Below are 25,567 nucleotides of genomic sequence, written 5' to 3'. Positions count from 1 at the left end.
CATCGTTCACAACAAGTTCCTATACATATTAACTAAAATTGCTAACATTGTTTCGCAAACTTACCTTGGAAGCAAGTATTGTATTGATTTAAAATCAACTATTTGAATAGCGATAAAGCTATTTTTATTATCGTGTTTTAGGTTGTTTTTAGTTTGTCTATGGCGTGCAACTTAAGAAGCTGATTTGTTTACTAAATAAAAAATAAACCCAAAATTATATTGTGGTTTGTTCATAATATAAGAGGCAATAAGCCTCTTTTTTATTGGATGAATATTGTTGAATAAATAGGATTAATTAAGGTAACAGCATTAATATTGTTATGTAACAATAATTTCGTGCTATTTCATTTGAAACAGTGACATATTTTGCATCGTCATAAAGGTATATTGTGCTGCTTGTAAATTAGCTTGTAACATCACATATTCTGAAATGGCTTCGTACCAATCAACATCTTCAAGTTGGCTGATTTGTGTTTGAAATTCAATATCTAATGTTTTACCTAGTGCGGTTAATCTATCAATTTCGGCCAATATCGAGCCACCTTCTGCTCTCAGTGTTGAAATATTATTAAATGAATTGTCTATGCCGTGACGCGCTTTTGATAATCCAGCTCTAAATTGTTCAACGGTATCTTCATTATCATAATCTAGATCTATTTTTAACGCTTCAATTGCATAATCAATACTGGCAAATATGTTACTTTCTGCCGGTGAACCATCAGTTTCTTTAACATTTGAACCTGTCATAAATACTTGAATGCCGGTAAAACTCAGCGATACTTCGCGCGAGTCATCAATCAAAACATTTACCGATGTTGTGCTGCCAACGTAACTCACTTCGCCAGCTTCGTTCATAACAAAAGGGGGAGTATCGTTTTTCTTACCCGCAAAAAGGTAGTTGCCATTAGTGTCTTTTGCATTAGCTAATGACAAAAGTTGATCTTTTAAACCTTGTAATTTGTTGGCAAGATCGCGTCTGTTTTCTTCATTTAAGGTTTCGTTTGAGGCATAGACCAATGTTTCTTGAATGGATTGGATAACAGTATTGGCTTCCGCTAAGATAGTATCTTGGCGACTTAGTAATTTATCGGCACTTTCGCGTGTTGCTTGAAATTGTTCATTTTGTGCTTGCGCTTGTTTTATTATTAATGATTGTGATGCGCCCATTGGGTCATCAGAAGGCGATAAAATCTTTTTGCCAGTCGCTAAATGTAACCCCGATTTTTGCCATTTGCTATTGGTATTTAAAATACTTTGCAAGTTTTTTTGATAGAGTGAGTTTGTGCTAAGGCGCATTTTTTATCCTTTTATCATTTAGTTAAACCTAAAATGGTATCAAATAGTGTGGTTGCGGCATCAATCACTTTTGCATTAGCTTGATAATACTGCATATAGACCTGCATAGAGATATATTCTTCTTCAATATTAACCCCAGATATTGATTGATTTTGTTCATAAATTTGTTGGGTAATATTTTGACTTGATTGAGCCGAAATTTTCGCTGTTTGGGTCTCACTACCAATATAGCTGACTAAGGTCGTATAAGCGCTTTTTAATGTTGTGGTACCATTAATGAGTTTTTCATGTTGGATTTCTAATAATTTAGTGACATTACGATTATCACCTGCACCATTTTCTTCATCATTAATTCCCGTTGCTAATTTATTCACATCTTTCACTAGCAGTTGTAATGATGAGGCAATATCGGCAACAGGTTTTATGATAAAAGAGTCTCCACTAACGGCATTTCCGTTTATCTCGATAGCTAGCCCATCAAAAACCAATTTACCGTCTTCAATTTGTGGAGTGATTTGCTGACGATCTGATAATCGTGTGACAATCCAATTGTTGCCATCAAATTCGATTTTATAATCAGAAGCTTTTACTTCTGTCACAGCGTTAAACTCGATTTTAGCCGAGGCGTTCCCTTGGTTTTTCGTATTTGTGATACAACTAGGATGATTGTAATCGAATAACTTTTCACCCTGATTACCATTAATATCAACACCGGACATATGTACTTCATTAAAGCGTTCAGCTAAATTGAGCGCAATTAAACCTAATTGATTACGAGCTTCGGTTAGTGGTCCTTCACGAAAGGTTAATAAACCATTTAATGTGCCAGATGTAATGTTTTGACTAGTCAGTTCTTGCTTGGCACCTGAATGATGAGTATAAATAATGGTATTTAAAGAAGGATCGTCTGCTGAAGGTTGTACCGATAATAAGTTAATCGAAGAACCTTGAACTAAATTTAAACCATTAGTGAGCGAAAGATTATATTGCCCATTTTGTTCAGTAACAGTGATACCAATGATTTCGCTTAATTCATTGACTAGCTGATCGCGTTGGTCAAGTAATGCATTGGGTTCGTTTCCACCCCCAACTGACTGTAGTTGTGAGATTTTTTGATTAAGCTCGGCAATTTGTTGAGTATAGGAGTTGACTTTATCAACATTATTGCTTAATTCAGTATTAATATTGGCGATTTGATTTTTTAAATTTGTTTCTGTTTTATTAAATTGACTCGTTAAAGAAGTCAGATCACTAATCACCGTTTGTTTCGTTGATGCATCACCCGCATTTGATGTGAGTTTATTTAAACTGGCAAAAAGATTGTTAAGTTGTGATGAAATACTATTATCATTTTCTGCTAATAAATTATCGACTTTGGATAACTCTCCATAATAGGATTTAATAGAACCATTTTGTGATTGTGATTGGCGTAGTTGTCCGACCACAAAGTTGTTAAAAGCACGATTAACCGATGATATTGCAACGCCATTACCTACAAATCCGAAACGATGTTGAGTACCATTTGCTTGACGTAAAATTTGTTGTTGGCGATTATAACCTGTTGTATGTGCATTACTGATATTATTGCTAATTACATTAAGCATATTTTGTGCTGCATTTAATCCACTAATACCGGTATTCATTAATGAATTTGCCATAAAAACTCCTCAATATAGTTTTAGTTAATAATATCCATTAAAAATAAGTTATCTTTTATATCGGCTTAACTTTTCAAAACTTTAATAATTTTTACAATCGTTTTTTTAAATTGTATTTATTCTGATTTAATTTGTTGTGATTGTTTTAAAAAATCGATGCCGGTCATGTTATTTTCTTTTTCAATATACTGTTGTGCTGTTTTATTCAAAATTAAGATGCTAATACGTCGATTCGCATCTTTACTATAGTTAGGATTATTTAGACTAACGGTGTCAGCTAATGCAACAATGCGCATAATCTTACTGGAGTCTAATCCGCCAGCAATGAGCTCTCTCCTTGATGAATTGGCTCTATCGGCGGATAATTCCCAGTTGCTATAACCACGATCGCCCGTTGTATATTGGCGTTCATCCGTATGGCCTGATAAAGTGATTTTATTCGGTAAAGAATTGATGATCGGCGCTAATGCATGTAAAATTTCTTTCATATTGGGATCAATCATTGCGCTACCCACATTAAACATGGGTTTATCATCTGAAGCCAAAATTTGAATGCGTAACCCCATTTCAGTTAATTCAACAATAAGATTCGGCGCTAATTTTTTAAGGCGTTCATCGATTTCGAAAATTTCATAAATCTTGCGCGCAGCTTCAATCATCTGTATTTTTTCAAGTTGTTGTTTTTCAAATTCATTCTGTAATGGATTTAGAATATGATTTTTTTCTTCACCAATTTGTTTACTTACATCATCTCCACCGCCTGGTATTGGGCTTTCACTATCGCTAATATTGTTTCCACCATTTAGACCAAGTATTAATGGTGTTCTAAAATATTCTGCGATTCCTTGTAATTCTTGAGGAGTCGACTTTGCAATTAACCACATGACTAAAAATAGAGCCATCATTGCCGTCATAAAGTCGGCATAAGCAATTTTCCAAGAGCCACCATGATGACCACCGCCATGCCCTGATTTTTTCTTAATAATTATTCTTACAGATTTATCGTTCATTATTCGTTATTTTCATTTTTTTTGAGATTTTTATCTTTAACTTCTTGGATATATTTTTCTAATTCAAAGAATGATGGTCTTTCATGAGAAAATAGCGTTTTTCGTCCAAATTCAATACAAATTTGTGGAGCATAATCATGCATACTGGCAATAAGTATGACTTTTGTGCACTCTAACATTTTTACCATATCGGCGTTTCTTTGTTTCAATAAGGCGGCTAGTGGTGAAACAAAACCATAAGCAAGTAAGATCCCTAAAAAAGTCCCTACCATAGCATGGGCAATAAGTTCACCGAGTTCACTTGCAGGCCTATCAGCTTGTGCAAGTGTATTAATTACCCCCATTACTGCTGCAACAATGCCAAATGCCGGTAAACCATCACCAATACCTGAGATGGCATCAACAGGTTTTTCAAGCTCGTGGACAAATGTTTCAATTTCTTCGCTCATTAGTGTTTCTATTTCAAATACATCCATATTGCCACTAATCATCAGTCGTAAGTAATCAGTGATAAAATCGCAGATTCTAGGATTAGCTAATATAAGCGGGTACTGCTTAAATAATTCACTTTCATGTGGATTATCAATATCGGATTCAATAGATAGCCCCCCATTTTGGCGAATCTTCGTTAAAATGGTATACATCAAATTAATTTGTGTTAGATATAGGTTTTTATTATATTTAGATGTTTTAAATAATTGCCCTAAAGATTTGAGTGTTGCTTTTATTGTTTTTTGTTCATTACTGACAATAAAAGCGCCAATTGCAGCGCCACCAATAATCAACAGTTCAAGTGGTTGAAATAGTACGGCTAAATAGCCACCACTTAGCACATAACCAACTAGTGCCGACGCGATCACAACGATATATCCTATAATTATTAGCATAGGCTTTCTTTTTTCTCCAAAAAATATCAGTTAAATAACTTTAATATCTCTAATCTTTATTCAAGCGAATATCTGTTTTACAACTGATGAATTTAAATAATTTGCTTTTGATAAAACCTTCAGGCATTTTTCGTCATTTTCTTTTTGTGTTTTATTATTTTTATCTGCCCTTGACGGTGGTTGACATAAACTGCAGGTAAACGTGTTTTGAGGGTGATAAGCGTGTGTAATAAAAAGTCCACGGCATGCGGTGCAACATGATTGTTGCATGACATTTCTTTCAACAAATTTGACTAAAATCCAGGCTCTGGTTAGCCCTAAAACAGGCTCGTCTTTATGTGAAACTTGGCATTGTTCTAAATAAAGCTGATAGGCATTTAATATAGTTTGAATGCTTGAATTCTGACCATTTTTAACTAAAAAAGCGTAAGCATTATAAAAAATACTAGCATGGATATTGGGTTCCCATGTCATAAACCATGAGGTTGAAAACGGCAATAAACCTTTAGGTGGTGGACAACCTTGAATTTCTTTATAAAGTTTTATCAGTTTATTTCGGCTTAAATTTGTTTCACTTTCCAGCATTTGAATTCTTCCACCAAGGGAAATTAATTTGATAGCCAGTTCGGTTTCCTTATATTTTTGGATAATACTTTTATCTGACATATTCGGATCCTTACCTACTTATTCATTGAATCTAATAGCAAACTTGATAACAAAATACCTGTATGCATTTGCTTTATATCACTAACGCGGGATTCTTCTGTAAGTTTTTCCATCATTTCTGCGTTTTCAAATCGTAGCTGAAATGTCAATTGATTGGTTTCTGATAAAACCAACATTTGCGAGGTACTTAAACTACTAAGTATATCAGCCGTTTTTTCATCTATACCTAATCGATACATTGCCATAACTTTATCTTTTTCAATCATTTTCTGGCTTAACAGTAGTGTTGACAGATTCAAATGATGTATGCATTTAAGAATATCGTCATCGAGTATATTTACCAATTTAATCACCAATCTCTATTTATTTTTTATTCGCATAAAAAAACGAACAACAAGTAAAATTAAAACATTAATATTTTTTTTGTGCTTAAAATTACATTTTTAAAAGGAAAAGGTCAATAAAAAAATCATTTCAATTTATTTTCGATTAATTTCGTTTTATTTAAATTATTTTTTTATTTTTTCTAAAAAACAACTTTACTTTGTATTCTTTTTATTGCTTGACTATGTAATTGGCTTACTCTTGATTCGCTAATATCCATAATTTTACCAATCTCTTTTAAATTGAGATCCTCTTGGTAATAAAGTGATAAAACAAGTTTTTCTTTTTCTGGTAAGTTTTCAATTTGTTGAATAACGGTATTGCGAATTTCCTCATCTATGATTGCTGAAAAAGGGTTATTATCTTCTTCATATTCAATAATGGCATCAATGTTATCTCCCAATTTTTTATGAATTTCATCATAAGAACATATTTGACTACTATTTGAATCTAATAAAATTTTACGGTATTCACTGATCGGCAATTCTAAATATTGGGCAATTTGATAATCATTAGGCGCTGTACCTAGCTTTTGTTCTAGTTTATTAATTGCTGTTGTGACATCTTTAATTTTTTTACGAGTTTGCCTTGGTAGCCAATCACGACTACGTAGTTCATCAAGCATTGCGCCTTTAATTCTTGGTATAGCAAATGTCGCAAAAGTATTGCCTTGAGAGGTGTCATAGCGCTTTATTGTGTCTAATAAACCGATATAGCCAACTTGTAACAAATCATCAAGTTCAACCGTTGCAGGTAAACGAACTGCTAATTTCAAAGCTTCATTACGAACCAAATGAATATATTGTTTCCAATCGATTTGATTTATTACACCGTGTGAGTTATATAAACTGCCATCCATTTTTGCACCAATGTTAAAAAAATGCTTAATAGTATTATGACGATAGTTGATGAATTTAATGGGCAGAATAAAGGGATAAAAAATAGCTAATTATAATGATTAGTCATAACGACATTATATAAATGCCGTTATGAGGATGTGACAAATTTAGGATGAACAAAAATAGGTAAATAGAATTACTGCAATAAAGAAAGTACAGATTGTGGTACTTGGTTAGCTTGTGCTAATACTGAAGTACCTGCTTGTTGTAAGATTTGACCACGAGTCATGTTTGATACTTCTGTTGCATAATCCGCATCTTCAATTCGGCTACGCGCAGAACTTAAGTTATTTACAGTATTGTTGATATTAGTAACAGTTGATTCGAAACGGTTTTGTACTGCACCAAGTTGTCCTCGTAATGCATCAATTTTTGATAACGCGGCATCAATGGTTTTTAATGGATCTTCTGTTGGTGTATCAGATACGTTAAATGCATTTAAACCAAGTTCCGTGCTATCGATTTTTTTCAAATTGATTTCAATGGTTTCGCCGTCGTTTGCACCCACTTGAATTTTAAGTGTTTTATCTTCAGATAATACTTTAGAACCATTGAAATCAGTTTGTTTAGAAACACGATCAATCTCATCTAAACGTTGATCGATTTCGTTTTGAATTGATACGAGATCGCTTTCAGAGTTAGTGCCATTTGCTGCTTGAACCGTTAATTCACGAATACGTTGTACGTTATTGTTGATTTCATTTAGTGCACCTTCAGTGGTTTGCGCAAGTGAAATACCATCATTTGCATTACGAGCAGCTTGAGTTAAACCTTTGATGTTTGAAGAGAAACGGTTAGCAATAGCTTGGCCTGCTGCGTCGTCTTTTGCGCTATTAATACGCATGCCTGATGAAAGGCGCTCGATAGATGTGCTAAGAACGCTTTGAGAATTGTTAAGATTGTTTCTTGCCATTAAAGACATAGTATTAGTATTAATTACTTGTGCCATTTTTATCTCCGATAATATAAATATTAAAATCAACAAGATATTTAAATTTAATTCAATATTTTTGCTGATAAATAACTTATCGGTAACAAAATAGGGAACTTTAATATTTTTAATGATTATTTTTTTAAAATAGACATATGTAGTCGTAAATATAATAAAAATAACAAGGTAAATCAATATATTATATTTTTATTAGGAATTTTTTTAATGATAATTTTTTATTCAAAACAAAGTTCTTTTAACCTATTAAATAAATAGTTAAATGATGACTAAATTTTTTTAAGTGCCAGCCGATATAAATAACAGTGAATAATTGTTATAGGTAGGCTAAATCATGGCGATGAGTGCATTAGGGATAGGTTCGGGAATCGATCTTGGTGAAATTTTGAATCAATTAGAAGCGGCTGAAAAGACACGCCTAACACCCATTACAATGCAGCAAAAAGCGATTAATGCCAAAATTAGTGGTTTTGGCAAATTAAAAAGTGCATTAACAACGTTTAATACAGCAACGGCAAAACTCCAAAAAAAAGAGTTATATCAAAGTCGATCTGCAGTAAGTAATGATAATTATTTTTCGGTAAAAGTAAATAGCAAAGCTGCATTAGGTAATTATGCTGTTACTGTTGATCAATTAGCAACATCTCATAGTGTTGCGACATCGGCAATCAAGGATAAAAATACTCAATTGGGGAATGATAATGCAACACGAACCATTACCATTGAACAAGCTAATGGTCATAAACTGAATGTGACTTTATCGAAAGATGAGACGTCATTAGAATCAATAGCGAACGCCATTAATAATGCTAAAGTGATTAATGATGATGGAGCAGAGAGTTCTTCAACAATGAATGCGACGATTGTGCGTTCGGGGACCGATGGCTATCAATTAGTGATTACGTCGAAAGAAACGGGGGAACAACAAGCCATTACCTCTATTTCATCCGATGATGATAAGTTAAACCATATTATTGGATTTGACATTAATCAGGCGAGCAATAGCCCCATGGCTGAAGTTGCAAAAGCGCAAGATGCCAAGTTTTCGTTTAATGGTATTGCGATAACCAGCGCCTCAAATACCGTTAAAGATGTAATGGATGGCGTTGATATTACGTTAAAAGAGGTGACGACAACCAGCCAAAATCTTACTATAAGTGCCGATAACGAAAAAACAGAAGAAGCCATTAAAGAATGGGTCGAAGCATTTAATCAATTACAGTCAACAATATCAACGTTAACTAAATTCACCACAGAAGATAAAAATTCAAAGGAATTAAATAATAGTAATGGTCCACTTGTGGGTGATGCGACATTACGCAATATTGACCAAAGTATCCGTTCTATCTTTGCCAAAGGACAATCGGGTGAATATTCGGTATTGGCTCAAATTGGTATTAATATGGATAAGAATGGCACGTTAACGATTAATGAAAATGAGCTAAAAAAAGCATTGAATGAAAATAGTGATGCAGTGGCAACACTGTTTACCGGTGATGGCAAAAACACAGGGATCGCCAATGAGGTTTTTGCCAAAGTCAGTGGATTTATTGATAGTGATGGTATGATTGATTCGGCAACTAATGGATTAAATACCACATTAAAATCATTAGATAAACGCCATGAACAAGTGAGCAATTCTATTGAACAAACCATTGAACGTTACCGCGTTCAATTTACCCAATTGGATATTTTAATTAACTCGTTAAATAGCATGAGTAATTATTTAACTACCCAATTTGATATGATGGCAAACTTAAAAAAATAGAGGGAAGTGATGTATAAATTAGGTTCTCAAGCCTATGAGCAAGTGAATTTAGAAACGCAAGTTAATCAAGCATCCCCCCATCAATTAATCGTTTTATTATTTGATGGAGCACTAAATGCAATTAAATTGGCTAACTTGTATATTCAAAAAGGCAATATTGTAGGTAAAGGTAATGCTATTTCTAAAGCGATTAATATTGTTGATAATGGGCTTAAAAGTTGCTTAGATTTAGAAAAAGGGGGTGAAATCGCTGAAAATTTAGATCGCCTATACCAGTATATTAGACAGCAATTAGTTTTAGCCAATTTACATAATGATCAAGAAAAACTGCAAACTTGTTTTGATTTGTTAAATAATATTGCTGAATCTTGGCGTGAAATTGCAAAATAAAAAGGACGATTATGCAAGGAATTAACTTATTAGAACAATACAAACAATTTAATTATATTGTTGAACAAATGTTGATTAATGCACAGAATGAAAACTGGGAGTTATTGTTGAGTTGGCAGGCGAAATACCATCAATTATCAAAAAGTATTATGTTGGTTGATGATTTTTCGGTAATTGAAAATATGTCCTTACAACATCAAGACATTGTTCGAATGTATATTAAAAACATACTGAGTTATCAACAGCAATTAACTCAATTAATGAAGGCGTATCATACCCAGCTCAGAAAATGGATTGGTGAACATGTCAATTATCAGACCAAAATAGATAGTTATCAACAAATTGCCAGTTTAATGTAAATTTGTGAATTGATCTGCTTGAGCTTTATTCATTAGTTAAGGTTCAAGTCAATATTGCTATTAAATAGCTTTAACAAACACTTCTATTTTAAATAATGAATTCTTTTATGGGTAATTTAAAAATTTTTAGTGATTAAATTTTTATCATTGTTTACTATTTGTTGAAAAAAGGTTTTGTACACCGGATAACAAATATTTATGCCAAGATCTTGATTGGTTTCTGAATTCAATAAATCGCTCTCATCATATCGGTCAATAGATTTTTTCGGTTTTTTCGAATGTTCGGTGAATTGATTAATTATCGCCTTGAGTACCAGAATTCAAGGTTATCTGTAAATGCAAAAGAACCAAAATTTAGGATAGGCTATTTATATCAGACATTCATATTCATAATTTCTTGATAAGCTGCAACCAGTTTATTGCGCACTTGAATACCAAATTGCAATGAAACCGATGATTTTTGCATATTAACCATGACCTCATTCAAAGAAATATTCGCCTCTCCCATTTCAAAAGCTTTGGCTTCATTATTTGCCTGTATTTGTCGTTGACTGATGTTATCTAAAGCGGTTTTTAATTCTAAAACAAAGTTTTTATCTGCAAACTGCGTTTTTGGGGTTATTGACGTTGATTCATTTAAATTAGTGAGTTCAATTGGATTGAATGCGTTGATTGTATTCATTTTGATATCTGCTTTTTAGCTCTTTTGTTCCTGTATCGCTAAATTTAACATAAAAATAAAAAAGCAAAGGGTTTAAGTAAGGGAAAAACTGCACGCTTTTCTCGCCATTGAATTTGTCAAATACATGGATAATAAAGCGCAGAGTTAATCTAAATAGTTTAGAGTCAGGGTGCCTATGGCTAGTCAGACAGTCAATAATAAAGGTGAATCAATCTTAAATAAGTTACCTTTTGTCAATCAACTAAAACAAAACACCAAAATGGCATTGTTAATTGCCGGTGTGGTTACGATAGCGATTATCAGTTTTATTTATTTATGGGCTAAAGATGAGTCTTATAGTGTTTTGTTTAGTAATTTAAATGATAAAGATGGTGGCGAAATTATTAGCCAGCTTGATAAGATGAATATTCCTTATCAATTTTCATCTTCTGGCTCCACTATTTTAATTCCACAAGATAAAGTTTACGATACCCGATTACGTATTGCACAACAAGGTTTGCCTAAAGGTGGATCCGTTGGTTTTGAATTGCTCGATAAAGAAAGTTTTGGTATGAGCCAATTCAATGAACAAATCAATTATCAGCGGGCTTTAGAAGGGGAATTATCTCGAACCATATCCATTATCAGTAGTATTGATGATGCTAGAGTGCATTTAGCAATGCCTAAGCCATCTTTATTTGTCAGGGAAAGAAAATCCCCTTCAGCATCGGTAGCATTAACGTTATTCCCAGGTCGCTCATTATCACAAGGTCAAATTGATGCCATTATCCATTTAATCTCTAGTAGTGTGCCAGAATTACAAGCAGATAAAGTAACCATTATTGATCAGCATGGTCGCCTGTTAACAGGCGAAGGCTATCGTGATCGAAATACCAATATCGCACAACTCGAATTTAGTGAGCGAATTGAAAATAGTGTTCGTGAACGAGTAGAAAAAATCATCATTCCTATCTTGGGTAAAAATAATGTTAAGGTACAAGTGAATGCTGATATTGATTTTAGTCGGCAAGAAGCAACATCAGAAACTTATGACCCGAATAGCGATATTGCTAATCAAACTATTCGCAGTAAGCAACAAGTCGAAAATCGCCAATCCGCTAAAAGTTATGGTATAGGTGGGGTACCGGGTGCATTGTCTAATCAACCTGTACCAATTTCTAGTGCACCGATTGATGAACAAGATGAAAAAAAAGAAGCGACTGAACAAAATGATAAACAAGGACATTACAGCTTACAATCAAATCATACCGTCAATTTTGAAGTCAATAGACAAGTGATACGCAGTCAAATACCTGAAGGTCGGATTAAACGTTTATCGGTTGCTGTTTTGGTGAATTATAAATTTGTCACAACTGAGTCAGACAATGCTAAATCTGAAGATGATGACAATGACAACCCGTCATCTTCCATAACAGAACAATGGGTAAAGTTAGATAATGATGAACTTCAAAATATTGAAGCACTCGCGCGTCAAGCAATGGGCTTTTCTGATTTACGTGGCGATACATTAACTGTTGCGAATTTGAAATTTACCGATCAAGCACTTGATGACAATGACGATATCGCATTTTGGAAAACCAATGAATTTTATGATACTGCCAAAACAGGGATTAAATATCTCATTTATATCCTCATTTTCTGGTTTATGTGGCGTAAGGTATTACGTTCAGTATGGATGAAATTGCAACGTAAATTCCTTATCGAAAAAGGGGAATTGTTAGATGCTCAATCAACGGTAGATGAGAAGCTAGATTACAGAGCGTACAGTAAACAACAGCACAAAATATTTGAAGATAATATGCAACAACAACAGCACATACGGAAAATTGTTGAGAAAGAACCGCGTGTCATGGCATTAATTATTCGTAATTGGATAAATAAGGAGGACACTAAACAATGATTTTAAATGAATCTCAAAAAGCGGCGGCGATTTTAATGGTATTAGGTGAAGGGCTTGCGGCACAAGTCATGCAACATCTTAATCAAAAAGAGGTGCAACAAATCAGTAGTGCAATGATGTCATTACCTCAGTTTTCTCAAGAACAATTGAAAGGTATACTTAACGAGTGCCAAGTTGCTCTTGAAGAATGTGCGGTTTTAAATACCGATCCAAATGGCTATTTACGTTCAATATTAGGTCGATCACTGGGTAGTGAAAAAGCTGAACGTTTACTTGATGAACTATTATCTACTGATCAAGAAGAAGCAACCGATGGTCTTGAAATGCTCAACTATGTTGATGCAACAAGAGCCGTTGATCTGGTCAAAAAAGAACATCCACAAATCATTGCGACTATTTTAGTTCATTTAAATCGTGATTTAGCAGCAGAAATTTTAAATCTGTTTGATGATGAATTGCGTAACGATGTCATGCTACGTATTGCAACTTTTGGTGGGGTTGAGCCTTCTGCTCTGCAATTACTCTCATCTTCATTATCGACATTATTACATGGTCAAAATATCAAACTGAATAATCTTGGTGGAATACGTACTGCGGCAGAAATTATTAACTTAATGAAAACACAACAAGAAGAGCAGGTTATTAATGCATTGCGTGATTATGATGGAGAGTTAACGCAAAAAATTATTGATGAAATGTTCTTGTTTGAAAATCTGGTTGACGTGGATGACAGAAGTATTCAACGCTTACTTAAAGAAGTCGATAATGAAATATTGATTATCGCATTGAAAGGAGCATCAGTTGAATTACGTGACAAACTATTGAGTAATATGTCACAGCGAGCAGCATCTATTTTACGTGAAGATTTAGAAAATAGGCCGCCTGTACGTTTATCTCAAGTAGAAACTGAACAGAAGAAAATTCTGGCTATTGCTCGTCGATTAGCTGAAAGCGGTGAAATGATTCTAACTAGTGGTGATGATGAATATGTATAATCAGCCCGATAGATTAGATTGGGAGCCACTCAGTTTCCGGGATTTAACACCATCTAAGCTATCAGAATTAAGCCAAAGCAATGAGATTGAGCAACCAGAGGTTAGTGAATCAACGTCTGCTCCTAATTTTGAGTATGAACCCATTGAACCTAACGAGATCGAACAAACACTGGAGCAGTTAAAGCAGGAGATTGAAGCTAAAGCCTACCAAGAAGGGTTTAATTTAGGTCGATCTGAAGGCTTTGAAGAAGGTAAACAAGCTGGCTATGAACAAGGATATCGCCTGGGACAACAGGAGGGACGTGAACAGATTGAACGGCAGCTTAATGATGAAAAACATAAAGCCGTTCATGCTATAACGGATTTAGTCAGTAATTTTCAGCAATCAATTAATGATATTGATGAGTTAATTGTACCTAAATTGTTTGATTTGGCGTTAATTGCGGCACAAAAAACAGTAGGCAGCATGGCTAAAGTAAAACAAAAACAGTTAAGCCATACCATACAAACATTAGTTGAGCAGTGCCCAATTTTATCAGAACCGATATCGTTACATCTTAATCCTACTGATTTGCAATGGTTAGAACCCCTATTGAATGAAGAAAATCAGCAAGAACAATGGCAATTCATTGCCGATCCTAACATTGAAATAGGCGGTTGCAAAATTATAACCGATACTAATGAAATTGATGCCAATATCAATGACCACTGGCAAATAATATCTGATAGCCTAAAAAAGGATGATTATTAACGTGAAATATTCTTCACAATGGCTAAGTAAAATTGACCAAGCTACACAACAACTTGAATCACTATCATTAATTCGCCAATACGGACGCTTAGTTAAAGCATCCGGATTGGTGCTTGAAGCTGTTGGATTAAAATTACCTTTGGGATCTAACTGCTTGGTTGAACGACAAACTAATGGTCAAACGGAGGCAGTTGAGTGCGAAGTGGTTGGCTTTAATGATAAAACACTTTATTTAATGCCGTTTGAATCAACGGACGGTATTTTATTAGGCGCACGCGTCTATACTAAGCAATATGATCTAACGCACTTTAGTCATAAAGTCTTACCCATGGGAATGAGCCTATTAGGTCGAGTGGTTGATGCTATGGGGAAACCGTTAGATGGTAAACCGCTATCTGAGCAGGTTGAGTTTGAAGGATTATCTCATAAAGCGATTAATCCCTTAAAACGTACCCCTGTTCATCAGGTACTTGATGTTGGCGTCAGAGCCATAAATGCTTTGCTAACGGTTGGTAAAGGGCAAAGAATGGGCTTATTTGCAGGATCAGGGGTTGGCAAAAGTGTCTTGCTTGGCATGATGGCACGCTACACACAAGCGGATATTATTGTTGTCGGTCTGATTGGTGAACGTGGGCGAGAAGTTAAAGATTTTATTGAAAATATTTTAGGCGAAGCAGGATTGGCTCGAGCGGTTGTGGTGGCAGCTCCCGCCGATGTGTCGCCATTATTGCGCTTACAAGGTGCTGCGTATGCAACAAAAATTGCCGAAAACTTTCGCGATAAAGGGTTTAACGTTTTACTTATTATGGACTCTTTAACGCGTTATGCAATGGCACAACGCGAAATTGCTTTAGCGATAGGGGAACCCCCAGCAACGAAAGGCTATCCTCCGTCGGTCTTTGCCAAATTACCCGCATTAGTTGAAAGAGCGGGTAATGATGAAAATGGAAAAGGTTCCATTACGGCATTTTATACGGTATTGACAGAAGGTGATGATCAACAAGATCCGATTGCCGATTCGGCCCGAGCGATTTTAGATGGGCATATTGTTTTATCTCGCTCGCTTGCTGAGTCTGGGCATTACCCAGCCATTGATATTGAAGCTTCAATCAGTCGGGTGATGACCGATCTTACTGCGCCTGAAGATGAAAAAAAATCCCGATTATTTAAACAATTGTTTTCAAGCTTTCAACGAAACCGCGATTTGATCAATGTGGGGGCTTATGTAACGGGGACTGATCCTTTATTGGATAGGGCGATAGTATTGTTTCCTGCCATGCAAAAATTTTTACAGCAAAGTATTAATGCACATTGTAGCTATCAAGATGCTTATCAACAATTAGTGAGTATTGTCGAACCAACATTAACGAGTTAGGAAAGCGTAATGGCAAATAAAAATTCTGGGCAATTTGCGTTTTTAACATTAAAAAAACTAGCAAAAAAATCGGTCGATGAGACGTTAATTAAGTTAAAAAAAGCGCATGAAAATCACCGTCATGCACAATCGCAACTGCATGTATTAAATGACTATTATGCCGAGTATCAACAAAAATTAAATAACGCTTTATCTCGTGGTATTAAAGGTGGTGAGTTGAATAATTTTAATGCTTTTATTTCAACTATTGAGCAAGGCATTGCGCAACAGCAAAAAGTATTGTTAACGTTGGATATTAAGCAAAAGCAAATCACCAATCAACTTAATCAATCGCAAAAAAGCTTAAATACCTATACAACACTATTAGACAAGCAATATAAAAAACAGCAACAACAACAAAATCGTTTACAACAAAAACTGACAGATGAATTTGCACAGTTACAACTCGCAAGGAGAGCATTAAATGAATATTAATCTTATGAATGATTTGAACCTTACCACTACTCATCAATCAGTGCGAGTTGGAACAGATTTAACAACTAATAATGATTGCTTTCAACAATTATTGCGACTAAATGAAAACCAATCAGATCAAGGTAAAAAAACAATTAATGGCAAGTTAACTGTTACCGATGATGCGCACGAAGATAATGACCATGATGTTGATATGTTTATGACGACCATTTATCCCTTTAATGTACAGAATTATGAACAAGAAAAACAAGCTTTAGCAAGTTCACAAAAAAGGAGTGATATTCCTGAAATATTAAATGCTAATTCTCTCGATAATTTATCGTCAGAAACATTAATGAATGAGCAGGCAACACAGTTACTTACTTCTATTTATGACAGTGAAGATGTAATTAATAAAGTCACCTCACAAACTGAAGTAATGTCATTATCAAACGATAAAAAGGCGAAAAAAGGTGATCTTGCTCATAAAAAAGTCGCAAGCATTAAAGGTAAAGTTAATAATCTTCATGTTAACCAAGAAAATAATGCGAAAAATGCCAGTGATATTATGCGAAAACTAGCGGCTCATCAAACTCCATTTATAACAAATAATCACAATAAAGATGGGATAGTACATAGCAATCAAGAACATTCTTTGTTGACTCATGCAAATGGACAAAGCCTGTTACTATCGCCAACCAATGTTAGCGCGACCTCAGCTACGTTAAATTTACCAACACAACCTATTATGCAATGGCAAACTTCATTAAGTGAACAAATTATTATGTTTAATCGTCAAGGAATTCAAACTGCCGAAATAAAATTACATCCACAGGCATTAGGATCATTGCATATTAAACTTGCCATGAATAACGATAAGATGAATCTTCATATGATGGCTGCGCATAGTGTTGTTAAAGGTATGTTAGAATCGGCATTACCCTTTTTAAAAACATCATTGGAAGATCAAGGCATCATGCTAGAGCAAGCCAATATTGGTGACTTTTCGATGATGAACGATTCACAGCAATCCGCTATGCATCAACAAGCACAAAATAACCCGATACCGACCGTGCAAACGCTTGATGCGTCCGATGTGGGTGTTGAGCAAATCATCGTTGAAAATAGTGCGCACAATTCTGGTCTTAGCATATTTGCTTAACGATTAACATTATTTTTAATTTTTGATTTAAATAAGTTGAAGCGCATAAATAGGTAATGTTTTATTGCCTATTCTTCAAATCGATTTTAAAAATATGCTTTATTATTCTTGTAACCATGTCCAGTTAATGGATTAGAGATCTTTTTAAATTTTATAGAGACAAGAATAAATATGCCTACAGCCTCAAAAAAAGTCAGTAATTTAAATTTAATTCTTATTCTGATGACGCTATCAGCGATAAGCTTTGCGGCTTATTTGTGGTTTCAAAACCATTCACCAAACACCCATAAAGAGCAAGAAGAACCCCAAATTTTATCCCCCGTATTTTTAACATTAAAACCATTTACAATTTCATTACCTGTTTCAGAAGAAAATAACGATATCAACAAAATTATTTATATGGGCATCGTTTTACGTGTGGCTAATGAAGATCAAAAAACAGTGTTATTAGATTATTTACCGGAAGTAAGAAATGATATGCTGCTTTTAACTTCAAAGCAGTATGTCAACAAGCTAAAACTAGAAGCAGGGAAAACCGATTTACAAGAACAGATAAAAAATAAGTTATCACGACAATATGATGCAAAAAATTGGGTAAAAGTTGATGAAGTTCTATTTACTGATTTTATTATACGGTGATTATTATGCCCGATAAGATCGAAGCCACAACAGATATAAATGAAAAGGATGACGTAGCACAAAAATCTGAAAGTTTTTTGATAGCTGAAGATGATGACAATATCGATGCTTCCGTTGTCTCGTTACCTTCCGGGAAAAAAGCCGACGTTAAACCCTATGATCTATCGGTCAAACATCGCTTTATTCCTGAGCGTTTAACTGCGTTAGAAATTATTAATGAACGTTTTGCTCGTCAGTTTCGAATTGGTTTATTCAACCGATTACGTCGTAATACGGATGTAGTTGCATCACCCATTGAACCACAAACATTCAAAGAGTTTTCTGATATTTCATCGGCAAACCATTTAAATCTAGTGCACCTTAACCCATTAAGAGGTTCGAGCTTATTTTCGTTTTCACCTGAATTAGTTTTTATTATCGTAGATTCATTATTTGGGGGGGATGGACATACATCTAACATTGAAACTCAAGGGCGTGAATTTACCCACACTGAACAACAAATCATTAAACGAGTATTGGAGTTAGCATTAGTTATTTATCAAAATGCATGGGCTGATATTTATGCAATTGAAACCGAATATATTCGTTCTGAAATGCAAAGTAAATTTACCAACATTACTAGTTCACCTGACGATGTCGTGTTAACAACCAATTTTAAAGTTGAAGTGGGTCATAGCAAAGCAACATTTTGCGTTTGTATCCCTTATTCTATGGTCGAGCCAATCAAAGAGTTATTAATCAAACCACCTGTCGAGCAGCAGACTTATCAAGATGATAAGGTTTGGATGAGTTCATTAACTAGTGGGATCAAACAATCAACGGTCGAATTAGTTGCCAACTTTACCCATATTCACACAACCGTTGCTAAACTGTTAGCCTTAAAAGTTGATGATATTTTAGTGATCGATAAACCAACAAATTTAGATGTAACAGTCGGTGGCGTACCGGTATTAAAAGGTCATTACGGTAAAGTAAATAAACAATATGCAATTCAAGTAGAACAGGTCATTAATCCTGTGATAGAACAATTGAATGAGGGAGTGTTCAATGACTGACATCAAACCAAATAACGATGAAAACCAAGAAACAAAAGTAGCGAGTGATGAGCTTATCACTAAAGAAGCTATTTTTGAGACATTATCTCCACAACAAAATGAAGATAAAAAGCAAGATATTAATCTTATATTAGACATTCCAGTTGAATTAAGTGTCGAGCTTGGTCGAACCAAAATAGCCATTAAAGATCTGTTAAATCTAACCCAAGGGTCGGTAATTGCATTAGATGGACTTGCGGGTGAGCCATTGGATATATTAATTAACGGTTATTTAATCGCCCAAGGCGAAATTGTGGTGGTTGGTGATAACTATGGTGTGCGCATCACCGATATTATTACCCCATCGGAGCGTGTAAGAAGATTGAGTCGTTAATGACAATAAAGCAAACTAATTTGGCTCAACCTACGGTTGGTGCAATCAACACGAATACCTTATCGGCGTCGCCTACTGATTTAAATATTTACACCAAAGTTGGATCATCAATGGGATTGATGCTTGTTGTGGTCCTCGGTTTTATTCTATTGTTAGGGTGGTTTGCCAAACGAATGGGTTGGAAAAAAACATCCGATCAATGGATTGATGTCAAAGCCACATACAGTATTACGCCTAAAGAACGTATTATACTGGTTCATGTCGATAACCAACTATTAGTGGTGGGTATTACTCCTCAACAAATGACACTGTTACATACCATCAATGAACAACGTAGCAAAATGTTACTTGCGCAAAATGCGACAGATAAAAATCTAACGAAAAGTCATGCATTTCAGCAGATATTACAATCCGTTTTAAAACTGAAAAAGGAGTAACAACAAATGCGGTTAAATTTAACTATTTTGCTAAGCTTATTGTTGTGTAGCCTATCGGTTAATGCTGAAATTCCCGTATTATCCGTCATGAACCAGCCCCTGAGCGGTGGGCAAAGTTGGTCTTTACCGGTTGAGACATTAGTCTTTTTGACCTTACTGACCTTTATACCGGCCATATTACTCTTGATGACCAGCTTTACGCGTATCATCATTGTGTTAGGTCTGTTACGTAATGCCCTTGGTACACAATCAGCACCACCCAATCAGGTTATTTTGGGTATTGCACTGTTTATGACCTTTTTTATTATGTCGCCGGTAATTGATAACATTTATCAAGACGCTTATGTGCCTTATTCGCAAAATCAAATCACTATGCAAGAAGGTTTAACCAAAGCAACAAAGCCATTGAAAGAATTTATGCTTACCCAAACGCGCGAAAACGACCTAGCGTTATTTGTTAATATGTCTCATCAAAATGATATTCAAACACGTGAAGATATTCCTTTAAGAGTGCTCGTTCCCGCTTTTGTGGTGAGTGAATTAAAAACAGCGTTTCAAATCGGTTTTACCATTTTTATTCCTTTCTTAGTCATTGACCTCGTGGTAGCCAGTACGCTTATGGCATTAGGTATGATGATGGTGCCACCGGCAACAGTATCACTGCCATTTAAATTAATGTTATTTGTATTGGCAGATGGTTGGCACTTATTACTTGGCTCGCTAGCGCAAAGCTTTTTTAGTTGAGTCGTACTATGTCACCTGAATATATTAGCACCTTAGCAATACAAGCAATAAAAGTCACTGTATCACTAGCAGGACCATTACTGTTAGCGGCATTAGTAACAGGGTTAATCATTAGCTTATTACAAGCAGCAACGCAAATTAACGAAATGACATTATCATTTATTCCCAAGATCATAGTGGTTATTGTGGTTTTGATAATATGGGGTCCATCCATGCTATCAACCATGATCGACTATATCCAAACCGTTATCACTGACATTCCTAACTTAACTAGTTAAAAGTAATGGAATTTGATATCAACAGTTTCTTTAATATTGATTTCTTTTCTTGGGTTAGGGACTGCTTTTTTCCTTTTGTTCGTATTTTAGCGTTGATCATGGTAGCGCCTATTTTTGGCGAAAAAGAAATCCCCAATCGCGTTAAAATTGGCTTGGCACTGCTGATTGCGATTGTACTGCCACTTCCTCATCTCGATGACAATATCAAAATATACTCTCTTATAGGAATATGGATTATTGCGCAGCAAATAATGATTGGCGCGCTAATTGGTTTTACCATGCAGTTGGCATTTATGACAGTGCGATTTTCGGGTGAATTAATTGGCATGCAAATGGGGCTGGGCATGGCGACTTTTTTTGACCCTATTGGCGGCCCATCCACATCAGTATTGTCACGCTTAATTAACATCATTGCTCTATTAATATTTTTGAGTGTGGACGGTCATTTATGGCTTTTATATGGTATATCAAATAGTTTTGACATCATTCCAATTGTCGTGATGCCATTACCCGCAAACGGATATTTAGCACTCATTGATGCCAGTAAGCTATTATTTATCAATGGTATTATGTTAGCACTCCCCTTAATGACTTTACTATTAACCATCAACATATCATTGGGGCTACTTAATAGAATGACACCACAGCTATCGATATTTGTCGTTGGCTATCCGGTGACACTATTATTAGGCTTGCTTATGCTAACTTACTTAATTACAACGCTACCGACATTTTCAGAATTTATTTTTGAACAAATATTTGAGCGCATTGCTAACATGTTGTGGTATTTAACTCATTGATACTTGCGATCAAAAAAATCCTTAAATTATTATTATTAGATGTTTAATACTAACTATTCTTCGTTGAACGTTAATTTATTTAGAAAATGATCAATGATAAACTAAGCAACCGACAGCAAGTCTTATTTATTATCCTAATGATTGGCTTTCTGAATTATGATAGATAAGAAATTGACTATAAGCAAAGAACAAGAATTAATAAAGTAGGCAGAAAGACTCGCTTTACTTAACGATGAAACTGATTTTGAAATGAGGTCACGGGTTATTGCATTTTTCTATATAGCCTTTGAAAAAGCATGATTTTCAAAGGCTCAACTTTATTTGCTTCATAATAAAGTCAGAAGGCTTATTAACACTTATTTTTCGGCTTAATGATGCCGAGGAGCAATGAGACCGCATAATAAAATAGGCTAATAATGAATATGAAAGATTGCTATTAGGTCGGTCTCACAAAGCACTCTTTCTTCAACGTCATCAATAATCAAATCGAACAATATTGTTATATTTGCTCGCAAACCACAGAAAATGTTTGCCAAGTACCGATGTAATTTGTACTTGCTTTTTGTGGCTATTGAGAGAGGTTTATGTTATAACATATTGATTTAGTTATAAATACACAAAAACAGCTAAATAAAAACTTAAGTAAAATCAATGTGCTACCTGACTGTTTTTTATTGTGTAATAAAGCATATTAAGCCATATCTAAAACTAAATACTCTATTAATGCGGATCTTATCAGTTTTAATAGAGTATTTAACGGGGCTTTTTAATTAAGCCTTTTTAACAAAGCAGGCTTTAAGCATAATTTTCATACCGTCAATTTTGCAATCGATTTCGTGATCGCCTTCGACTAAACGAATACCTTTGGCTTTAGCTCCTTTTTTTAATACTGTTGAAGATCCTTTTAATTTCAGATCTTTAATCAAAATAATATCGTCGCCATCGGCAAGCAAATTCCCATTACTGTCTTTTACTTGTAATCCCGCATCAGTAGATACAACTTCGTTTGGATCCCATTCATGGGCACATTCAGGGCAAACATAAAACGAACCATCATGATAAGTATGTTCAGATTGGCAAACTGGGCAATTAGGGATAGATTCCATAGTTTATAATTCTTCCAAATTAAATAAAAATGGCGCTTACTATAGCAAAAAAACGCTATTAAGTCATTGCGTTCACAGCTTAGTTTCTATTAAGCTATGTTTTGCTTTGCATATCCTTTACTATTAAGGGTAACAACATGGCTTTATAGATACAGTTTTAAATCAAGCAATACTGATGTTACCCGATTAGGTTAGAATAATAGCTAAAGCGCACCAACAATACGATGTGGCATGTATTGCTCTTCTAAATATATGATATCCTCTTTCGATAATGAGATCTTCAGTGCGCCAACAGCATCATCTAAATACTTGGTTTTAGTTGCGCCAATAATTGGTGCGGTGATCCCTTTAGCAAATTGCCAAGCTAATGCTACTTGAGTCATTGTCACACCATATTTTCCGGCAAGCTCGTTGACTCTTTGTACAATATTAGCATCCAGTTTTTGTGTACTATCATATTTGGCAATAGCGACCTTATCTGTTTTACTGCGTAATGTATGGGTTTGCCATTCTACACGAGCCAGTCTACCAGCAGCCAAAGGGCTATATGGGGTCAGTGACACATTGAATTGTTGGCAGATAGGAATTAATTCACGCTCATCTTCACGATACAGTAAGTTATAGTGATTTTGCATCGAAACAAAAGGCGTCCAACCATTTTGCTTAGCCGCAAGTTGTAAGTTATAAAATTGGTATCCATACATGGCTGAAGCCCCTAATGCTCTGACTTTTCCTGCTTTGACAAGATTATGTAATGCTTCCATTGTCTCTTCGATTGGTGTTGTATAGTCAAAGCGATGAATGATATATAAATCTATATAGTCTGTGCCAAGACGTTTAAGAGATCCATTAATTTCTTTATCAATAGCGGTTTTCGAAAGATGTCCCTCATTAAAATAGACTTTAGTTGCAAGAATAACTTTTTCGCGTGCTATATTTTTTTTTATCGCTCGCCCTACATATTCTTCGCTTGTGCCTGCTGAATATGTATTGGCAGTATCAATAAAATTAATGCCTAAATCTAGCGCATGTTTGATAATTGCTTCACTTTCGTCGGGATTAAGAGTCCATGCATGCATTTTACTGGCTGGGTCACCAAAACTCATGCATCCTAAACAAAAGCGAGATACTTGAATATCAGAATTGCCAAGATGTAAATATTCCATAAAATCCTCCTTATTATAATAAATGAGTATGAATAAATATTATTCTTCTAATAACCAGCTAATAACACACATTGATTAAATTATTTTAAACGCTATATTTATTGAGATAAATAAGGTATTGGTTGATAGTATCATGAATTAAATTCACTAATAATAGGTTTAAGTACTATAGTAATGAGTTAAATTACTTTTGATTATCAACCAAATCGCAAAAATTGATATTAGATAAACCAGCAAAATATGGATTGATATTTAATGTAATAATCTAAAATGGTATTGTGTTAACGGTAATATTTTAATAGTGAATGTTTTAATACTTGAAGAAGCCAATATGACTGAGTGATTTGGCTAATTTGATTTAAATATATATGAAATCATTGATTAGAAAATAAAAAAGGTGCACAAAGTGCACCTTTTTTACTGATGATAAAGCGTATCAATAGCTGCGCTTTATGATAGCAAGTTAAATTACTTAATAACTTTAGCAACAACACCTGCACCAACAGTACGACCACCTTCACGAATCGCAAAACGTAAACCTTCAGCCATCGCGATTGGGTGAATTAATGATACTGTCATTTTGATGTTATCACCAGGCATTACCATCTCTACGCCTTCTGGTAATTCGATAGTACCTGTTACGTCAGTTGTACGGAAGTAGAACTGTGGACGGTAACCTTTGAAGAATGGTGTATGACGTCCACCTTCATCTTTGCTTAAGATATACACTTCTGATTCGAAATCAGTATGTGGAGTGATTGAACCTGGTTTTGCAAGAACTTGACCACGTTCGATTTCTTCACGTTTTGTACCACGTAGTAATACACCAACGTTTTCACCCGCACGACCTTCGTCAAGTAATTTACGGAACATTTCAACACCAGTACAAGTTGTTTTAGCGGTTGGCTTGATACCAACAATTTCAACTTCTTCACCAACTTTGATTACACCGCGCTCAACACGACCAGTTACTACTGTACCACGACCTGAAATTGAGAATACGTCTTCAATTGGTAATAAGAATGGTTTGTCGATATCACGCTCTGGCTCTGGAATATAGCTATCTAATGCTTCAGCTAATTCAACAATTTTGTCTTCCCATGCTGCTTCGCCTTCTAACGCTTTCAGTGCAGAACCACGAATGACTGGTGTGTCATCACCTGGGAAATCATATTGAGATAGAAGCTCACGTACTTCCATTTCAACTAATTCTAATAACTCTTCGTCATCAACCATATCGCATTTGTTTAAGAATACGATGATGTAAGGAACACCTACTTGACGACCTAAAAGAATGTGCTCACGAGTTTGTGGCATAGGTCCATCAGTTGCTGCTACGACTAAGATAGCACCGTCCATTTGTGCCGCACCAGTGATCATGTTTT

The 25,567-nt window shown here is 34.9% G+C and carries 28 protein-coding genes; 16 read left to right on the top strand and 12 right to left on the bottom strand.

The genetic code is table 11. The features are described 5' to 3' along the window. Window positions 1-339: 339 nt before the first annotated feature. The 8 genes from flgL to A9G23_RS04040 all read right to left on the bottom strand — a co-directional run bounded on the left by flgL (window position 340) and on the right by A9G23_RS04040 (window position 7,749). Window positions 340-1,296 (bottom strand): flagellar hook-associated protein FlgL, encoded by a 957-nt coding sequence (gene flgL, locus A9G23_RS04075; protein WP_065586406.1) that lies wholly within the window; start codon window positions 1,294-1,296, stop codon window positions 340-342. A 14-nt stretch (window positions 1,297-1,310) separates the two neighbouring features. Next, the gene (gene flgK, locus A9G23_RS04070) at window positions 1,311-2,954 is read right to left on the bottom strand and encodes a flagellar hook-associated protein FlgK (RefSeq protein WP_065586405.1); all 1,644 of its coding nucleotides are present in this window, start codon (window positions 2,952-2,954) and stop codon (window positions 1,311-1,313) included. A gap of 116 nt (window positions 2,955-3,070) precedes the next feature. Beyond that, window positions 3,071-3,964, bottom strand: coding sequence for a flagellar motor protein MotB (gene motB / locus A9G23_RS04065; protein WP_065586404.1), 894 nt, complete (start codon window positions 3,962-3,964; stop codon window positions 3,071-3,073). Then, a complete protein-coding gene (gene motA / locus A9G23_RS04060) occupies window positions 3,964-4,851 on the bottom strand; it encodes a flagellar motor stator protein MotA (protein WP_065586403.1) in 888 nt (295 codons plus the stop codon). The genes motB and motA overlap by 1 nt, the downstream gene beginning before the upstream one ends. Window positions 4,852-4,911: 60 nt before the next feature. Then, complete coding sequence (gene flhC / locus A9G23_RS04055) at window positions 4,912-5,517, bottom strand: flagellar transcriptional regulator FlhC (RefSeq protein ID WP_065586402.1); 606 nt, start codon at window positions 5,515-5,517, stop codon at window positions 4,912-4,914. Window positions 5,518-5,531: 14 nt separating this feature from the next. Continuing rightward, window positions 5,532-5,852 (bottom strand): flagellar transcriptional regulator FlhD, encoded by a 321-nt coding sequence (gene flhD / locus A9G23_RS04050; protein WP_065586436.1) that lies wholly within the window; start codon window positions 5,850-5,852, stop codon window positions 5,532-5,534. Between the two features lie 191 nt (window positions 5,853-6,043). Beyond that, window positions 6,044-6,760: an RNA polymerase sigma factor FliA gene (locus A9G23_RS04045; protein WP_065586401.1), complete on the bottom strand. Its 717-nt coding sequence runs from the start codon at window positions 6,758-6,760 to the stop codon at window positions 6,044-6,046. Window positions 6,761-6,936: 176 nt separating this feature from the next. After that, window positions 6,937-7,749: a flagellin N-terminal helical domain-containing protein gene (locus A9G23_RS04040; RefSeq protein WP_065586400.1), complete on the bottom strand. Its 813-nt coding sequence runs from the start codon at window positions 7,747-7,749 to the stop codon at window positions 6,937-6,939. 334 nt (window positions 7,750-8,083) lie between these two features. On the opposite strand from A9G23_RS04040, the gene fliD reads away from it, so the two are divergent. From fliD to A9G23_RS04025, 3 genes are read left to right on the top strand one after another with little or no spacing between them, the layout of a single operon-like run. Next, window positions 8,084-9,517, top strand: a complete 1,434-nt coding sequence (gene fliD, locus A9G23_RS04035) for a flagellar filament capping protein FliD (protein WP_081296936.1) — start codon at window positions 8,084-8,086, stop codon at window positions 9,515-9,517. A gap of 9 nt (window positions 9,518-9,526) precedes the next feature. Then, a complete protein-coding gene (fliS, locus tag A9G23_RS04030) occupies window positions 9,527-9,907 on the top strand; it encodes a flagellar export chaperone FliS (RefSeq protein ID WP_065586398.1) in 381 nt (126 codons plus the stop codon). 11 nt (window positions 9,908-9,918) lie between these two features. Next, window positions 9,919-10,266 (top strand): hypothetical protein, encoded by a 348-nt coding sequence (locus tag A9G23_RS04025; protein ID WP_065586397.1) that lies wholly within the window; start codon window positions 9,919-9,921, stop codon window positions 10,264-10,266. A gap of 373 nt (window positions 10,267-10,639) precedes the next feature. Here the strand turns inward: A9G23_RS04025 and fliE are convergent, their stop codons facing one another. Beyond that, entirely contained in the window at window positions 10,640-10,948 is a 309-nt protein-coding gene (gene fliE, locus A9G23_RS04020; RefSeq protein ID WP_065586396.1) for a flagellar hook-basal body complex protein FliE, read from the bottom strand. A 175-nt stretch (window positions 10,949-11,123) separates the two neighbouring features. On the opposite strand from fliE, the gene fliF reads away from it, so the two are divergent. The 13 genes from fliF (at window position 11,124) to fliR (ending at window position 21,910) form a co-directional block, all read left to right on the top strand. Then, window positions 11,124-12,848 carry a flagellar basal-body MS-ring/collar protein FliF gene (fliF, locus tag A9G23_RS04015; protein WP_065586395.1) on the top strand — a complete coding sequence of 575 codons (1,725 nt, stop codon included), beginning with the start codon at window positions 11,124-11,126 and terminating at the stop codon, window positions 12,846-12,848. Next, window positions 12,845-13,843 (top strand): flagellar motor switch protein FliG, encoded by a 999-nt coding sequence (gene fliG, locus A9G23_RS04010; protein ID WP_065586394.1) that lies wholly within the window; start codon window positions 12,845-12,847, stop codon window positions 13,841-13,843. Before fliF ends, fliG begins: the two co-directional genes overlap by 4 nt. Further along, window positions 13,836-14,594: a flagellar assembly protein FliH gene (locus A9G23_RS04005; RefSeq protein WP_065586393.1), complete on the top strand. Its 759-nt coding sequence runs from the start codon at window positions 13,836-13,838 to the stop codon at window positions 14,592-14,594. The genes fliG and A9G23_RS04005 overlap by 8 nt, the downstream gene beginning before the upstream one ends. A gap of 1 nt (window position 14,595) precedes the next feature. Beyond that, window positions 14,596-15,969, top strand: a complete 1,374-nt coding sequence (gene fliI / locus A9G23_RS04000) for a flagellar protein export ATPase FliI (RefSeq protein WP_304363185.1) — start codon at window positions 14,596-14,598, stop codon at window positions 15,967-15,969. A gap of 9 nt (window positions 15,970-15,978) precedes the next feature. Further along, window positions 15,979-16,443, top strand: a complete 465-nt coding sequence (gene fliJ / locus A9G23_RS03995; protein ID WP_065586391.1) for a flagellar export protein FliJ — start codon at window positions 15,979-15,981, stop codon at window positions 16,441-16,443. Further along, complete coding sequence (locus tag A9G23_RS03990; protein ID WP_065586390.1) at window positions 16,433-17,584, top strand: flagellar hook-length control protein FliK; 1,152 nt, start codon at window positions 16,433-16,435, stop codon at window positions 17,582-17,584. The genes fliJ and A9G23_RS03990 overlap by 11 nt, the downstream gene beginning before the upstream one ends. 171 nt (window positions 17,585-17,755) lie before the next feature. After that, window positions 17,756-18,223: a flagellar basal body-associated FliL family protein gene (locus A9G23_RS03985; RefSeq protein ID WP_065586389.1), complete on the top strand. Its 468-nt coding sequence runs from the start codon at window positions 17,756-17,758 to the stop codon at window positions 18,221-18,223. A 5-nt stretch (window positions 18,224-18,228) separates the two neighbouring features. Next, window positions 18,229-19,278, top strand: coding sequence for a flagellar motor switch protein FliM (gene fliM / locus A9G23_RS03980; protein ID WP_065586388.1), 1,050 nt, complete (start codon window positions 18,229-18,231; stop codon window positions 19,276-19,278). Beyond that, on the top strand, window positions 19,271-19,651 hold the full coding sequence (gene fliN / locus A9G23_RS03975; RefSeq protein WP_065586387.1) for a flagellar motor switch protein FliN: 381 nt from the start codon (window positions 19,271-19,273) through the stop codon (window positions 19,649-19,651). The genes fliM and fliN overlap by 8 nt, the downstream gene beginning before the upstream one ends. Next, the gene (gene fliO, locus A9G23_RS03970; RefSeq protein ID WP_065586386.1) at window positions 19,651-20,088 is read left to right on the top strand and encodes a flagellar biosynthetic protein FliO; all 438 of its coding nucleotides are present in this window, start codon (window positions 19,651-19,653) and stop codon (window positions 20,086-20,088) included. The genes fliN and fliO overlap by 1 nt, the downstream gene beginning before the upstream one ends. Before the next feature lie 6 nt (window positions 20,089-20,094). After that, on the top strand, window positions 20,095-20,832 hold the full coding sequence (gene fliP / locus A9G23_RS03965; protein ID WP_065586385.1) for a flagellar type III secretion system pore protein FliP: 738 nt from the start codon (window positions 20,095-20,097) through the stop codon (window positions 20,830-20,832). 8 nt (window positions 20,833-20,840) lie between these two features. Next, complete coding sequence (gene fliQ / locus A9G23_RS03960) at window positions 20,841-21,110, top strand: flagellar biosynthesis protein FliQ (protein WP_065586384.1); 270 nt, start codon at window positions 20,841-20,843, stop codon at window positions 21,108-21,110. Between the two features lie 5 nt (window positions 21,111-21,115). Further along, the gene (gene fliR / locus A9G23_RS03955; protein WP_065586383.1) at window positions 21,116-21,910 is read left to right on the top strand and encodes a flagellar biosynthetic protein FliR; all 795 of its coding nucleotides are present in this window, start codon (window positions 21,116-21,118) and stop codon (window positions 21,908-21,910) included. A 770-nt stretch (window positions 21,911-22,680) separates the two neighbouring features. On the opposite strand, the gene A9G23_RS03950 is transcribed toward fliR, so the two are convergent. The 3 genes from A9G23_RS03950 to tuf form a co-directional block, all read right to left on the bottom strand. Further along, on the bottom strand, window positions 22,681-23,016 hold the full coding sequence (locus A9G23_RS03950; protein ID WP_065586382.1) for a zinc ribbon domain-containing protein YjdM: 336 nt from the start codon (window positions 23,014-23,016) through the stop codon (window positions 22,681-22,683). 203 nt (window positions 23,017-23,219) lie between these two features. Then, window positions 23,220-24,182: an aldo/keto reductase gene (locus tag A9G23_RS03945; protein ID WP_065586381.1), complete on the bottom strand. Its 963-nt coding sequence runs from the start codon at window positions 24,180-24,182 to the stop codon at window positions 23,220-23,222. Window positions 24,183-24,650: 468 nt separating this feature from the next. Further along, window positions 24,651-25,567 (bottom strand): elongation factor Tu (gene tuf, locus A9G23_RS03940; RefSeq protein WP_065586380.1); only part of this gene is annotated, 917 nt, incomplete at its 5' end.

This window comes from Gilliamella sp. App4-10 (genome assembly GCF_001690495.1).
Taxonomy (GTDB): Bacteria; Pseudomonadota; Gammaproteobacteria; order Enterobacterales; family Orbaceae; genus Gilliamella; species Gilliamella apicola_G.
Note: the sequence above shows the minus strand (reverse complement) of the source record. Positions and strands in the feature narration are given on the sequence as shown.

Bases quoted from the DNA above. Each gene is read 5' to 3' on its own strand.
- flgL (WP_065586406.1), bottom strand. From the start codon at position 1,296: ATGCGCCTTAGCACAAACTCACTCTATCAAAAAAACTTGCAAAGTATT.
- flgK (WP_065586405.1), bottom strand. From the start codon at position 2,954: ATGGCAAATTCATTAATGAATACCGGTATTAGTGGATTAAATGCAGCA.
- motB (WP_065586404.1), bottom strand. From the start codon at position 3,964: ATGAACGATAAATCTGTAAGAATAATTATTAAGAAAAAATCAGGGCAT.
- motA (WP_065586403.1), bottom strand. From the start codon at position 4,851: ATGCTAATAATTATAGGATATATCGTTGTGATCGCGTCGGCACTAGTT.
- flhC (WP_065586402.1), bottom strand. From the start codon at position 5,517: ATGTCAGATAAAAGTATTATCCAAAAATATAAGGAAACCGAACTGGCT.
- A9G23_RS04045 (WP_065586401.1), bottom strand. From the start codon at position 6,760: ATGGATGGCAGTTTATATAACTCACACGGTGTAATAAATCAAATCGAT.
- A9G23_RS04040 (WP_065586400.1), bottom strand. From the start codon at position 7,749: ATGGCACAAGTAATTAATACTAATACTATGTCTTTAATGGCAAGAAAC.
- fliD (WP_081296936.1), top strand. From the start codon at position 8,084: ATGGCGATGAGTGCATTAGGGATAGGTTCGGGAATCGATCTTGGTGAA.
- fliS (WP_065586398.1), top strand. From the start codon at position 9,527: ATGTATAAATTAGGTTCTCAAGCCTATGAGCAAGTGAATTTAGAAACG.
- A9G23_RS04025 (WP_065586397.1), top strand. From the start codon at position 9,919: ATGCAAGGAATTAACTTATTAGAACAATACAAACAATTTAATTATATT.
- fliE (WP_065586396.1), bottom strand. From the start codon at position 10,948: ATGAATACAATCAACGCATTCAATCCAATTGAACTCACTAATTTAAAT.
- fliF (WP_065586395.1), top strand. From the start codon at position 11,124: ATGGCTAGTCAGACAGTCAATAATAAAGGTGAATCAATCTTAAATAAG.
- fliG (WP_065586394.1), top strand. From the start codon at position 12,845: ATGATTTTAAATGAATCTCAAAAAGCGGCGGCGATTTTAATGGTATTA.
- A9G23_RS04005 (WP_065586393.1), top strand. From the start codon at position 13,836: ATGTATAATCAGCCCGATAGATTAGATTGGGAGCCACTCAGTTTCCGG.
- fliJ (WP_065586391.1), top strand. From the start codon at position 15,979: ATGGCAAATAAAAATTCTGGGCAATTTGCGTTTTTAACATTAAAAAAA.
- A9G23_RS03990 (WP_065586390.1), top strand. From the start codon at position 16,433: ATGAATATTAATCTTATGAATGATTTGAACCTTACCACTACTCATCAA.
- A9G23_RS03985 (WP_065586389.1), top strand. From the start codon at position 17,756: ATGCCTACAGCCTCAAAAAAAGTCAGTAATTTAAATTTAATTCTTATT.
- fliM (WP_065586388.1), top strand. From the start codon at position 18,229: ATGCCCGATAAGATCGAAGCCACAACAGATATAAATGAAAAGGATGAC.
- fliN (WP_065586387.1), top strand. From the start codon at position 19,271: ATGACTGACATCAAACCAAATAACGATGAAAACCAAGAAACAAAAGTA.
- fliO (WP_065586386.1), top strand. From the start codon at position 19,651: ATGACAATAAAGCAAACTAATTTGGCTCAACCTACGGTTGGTGCAATC.
- fliP (WP_065586385.1), top strand. From the start codon at position 20,095: ATGCGGTTAAATTTAACTATTTTGCTAAGCTTATTGTTGTGTAGCCTA.
- fliQ (WP_065586384.1), top strand. From the start codon at position 20,841: ATGTCACCTGAATATATTAGCACCTTAGCAATACAAGCAATAAAAGTC.
- fliR (WP_065586383.1), top strand. From the start codon at position 21,116: ATGGAATTTGATATCAACAGTTTCTTTAATATTGATTTCTTTTCTTGG.
- A9G23_RS03950 (WP_065586382.1), bottom strand. From the start codon at position 23,016: ATGGAATCTATCCCTAATTGCCCAGTTTGCCAATCTGAACATACTTAT.
- A9G23_RS03945 (WP_065586381.1), bottom strand. From the start codon at position 24,182: ATGGAATATTTACATCTTGGCAATTCTGATATTCAAGTATCTCGCTTT.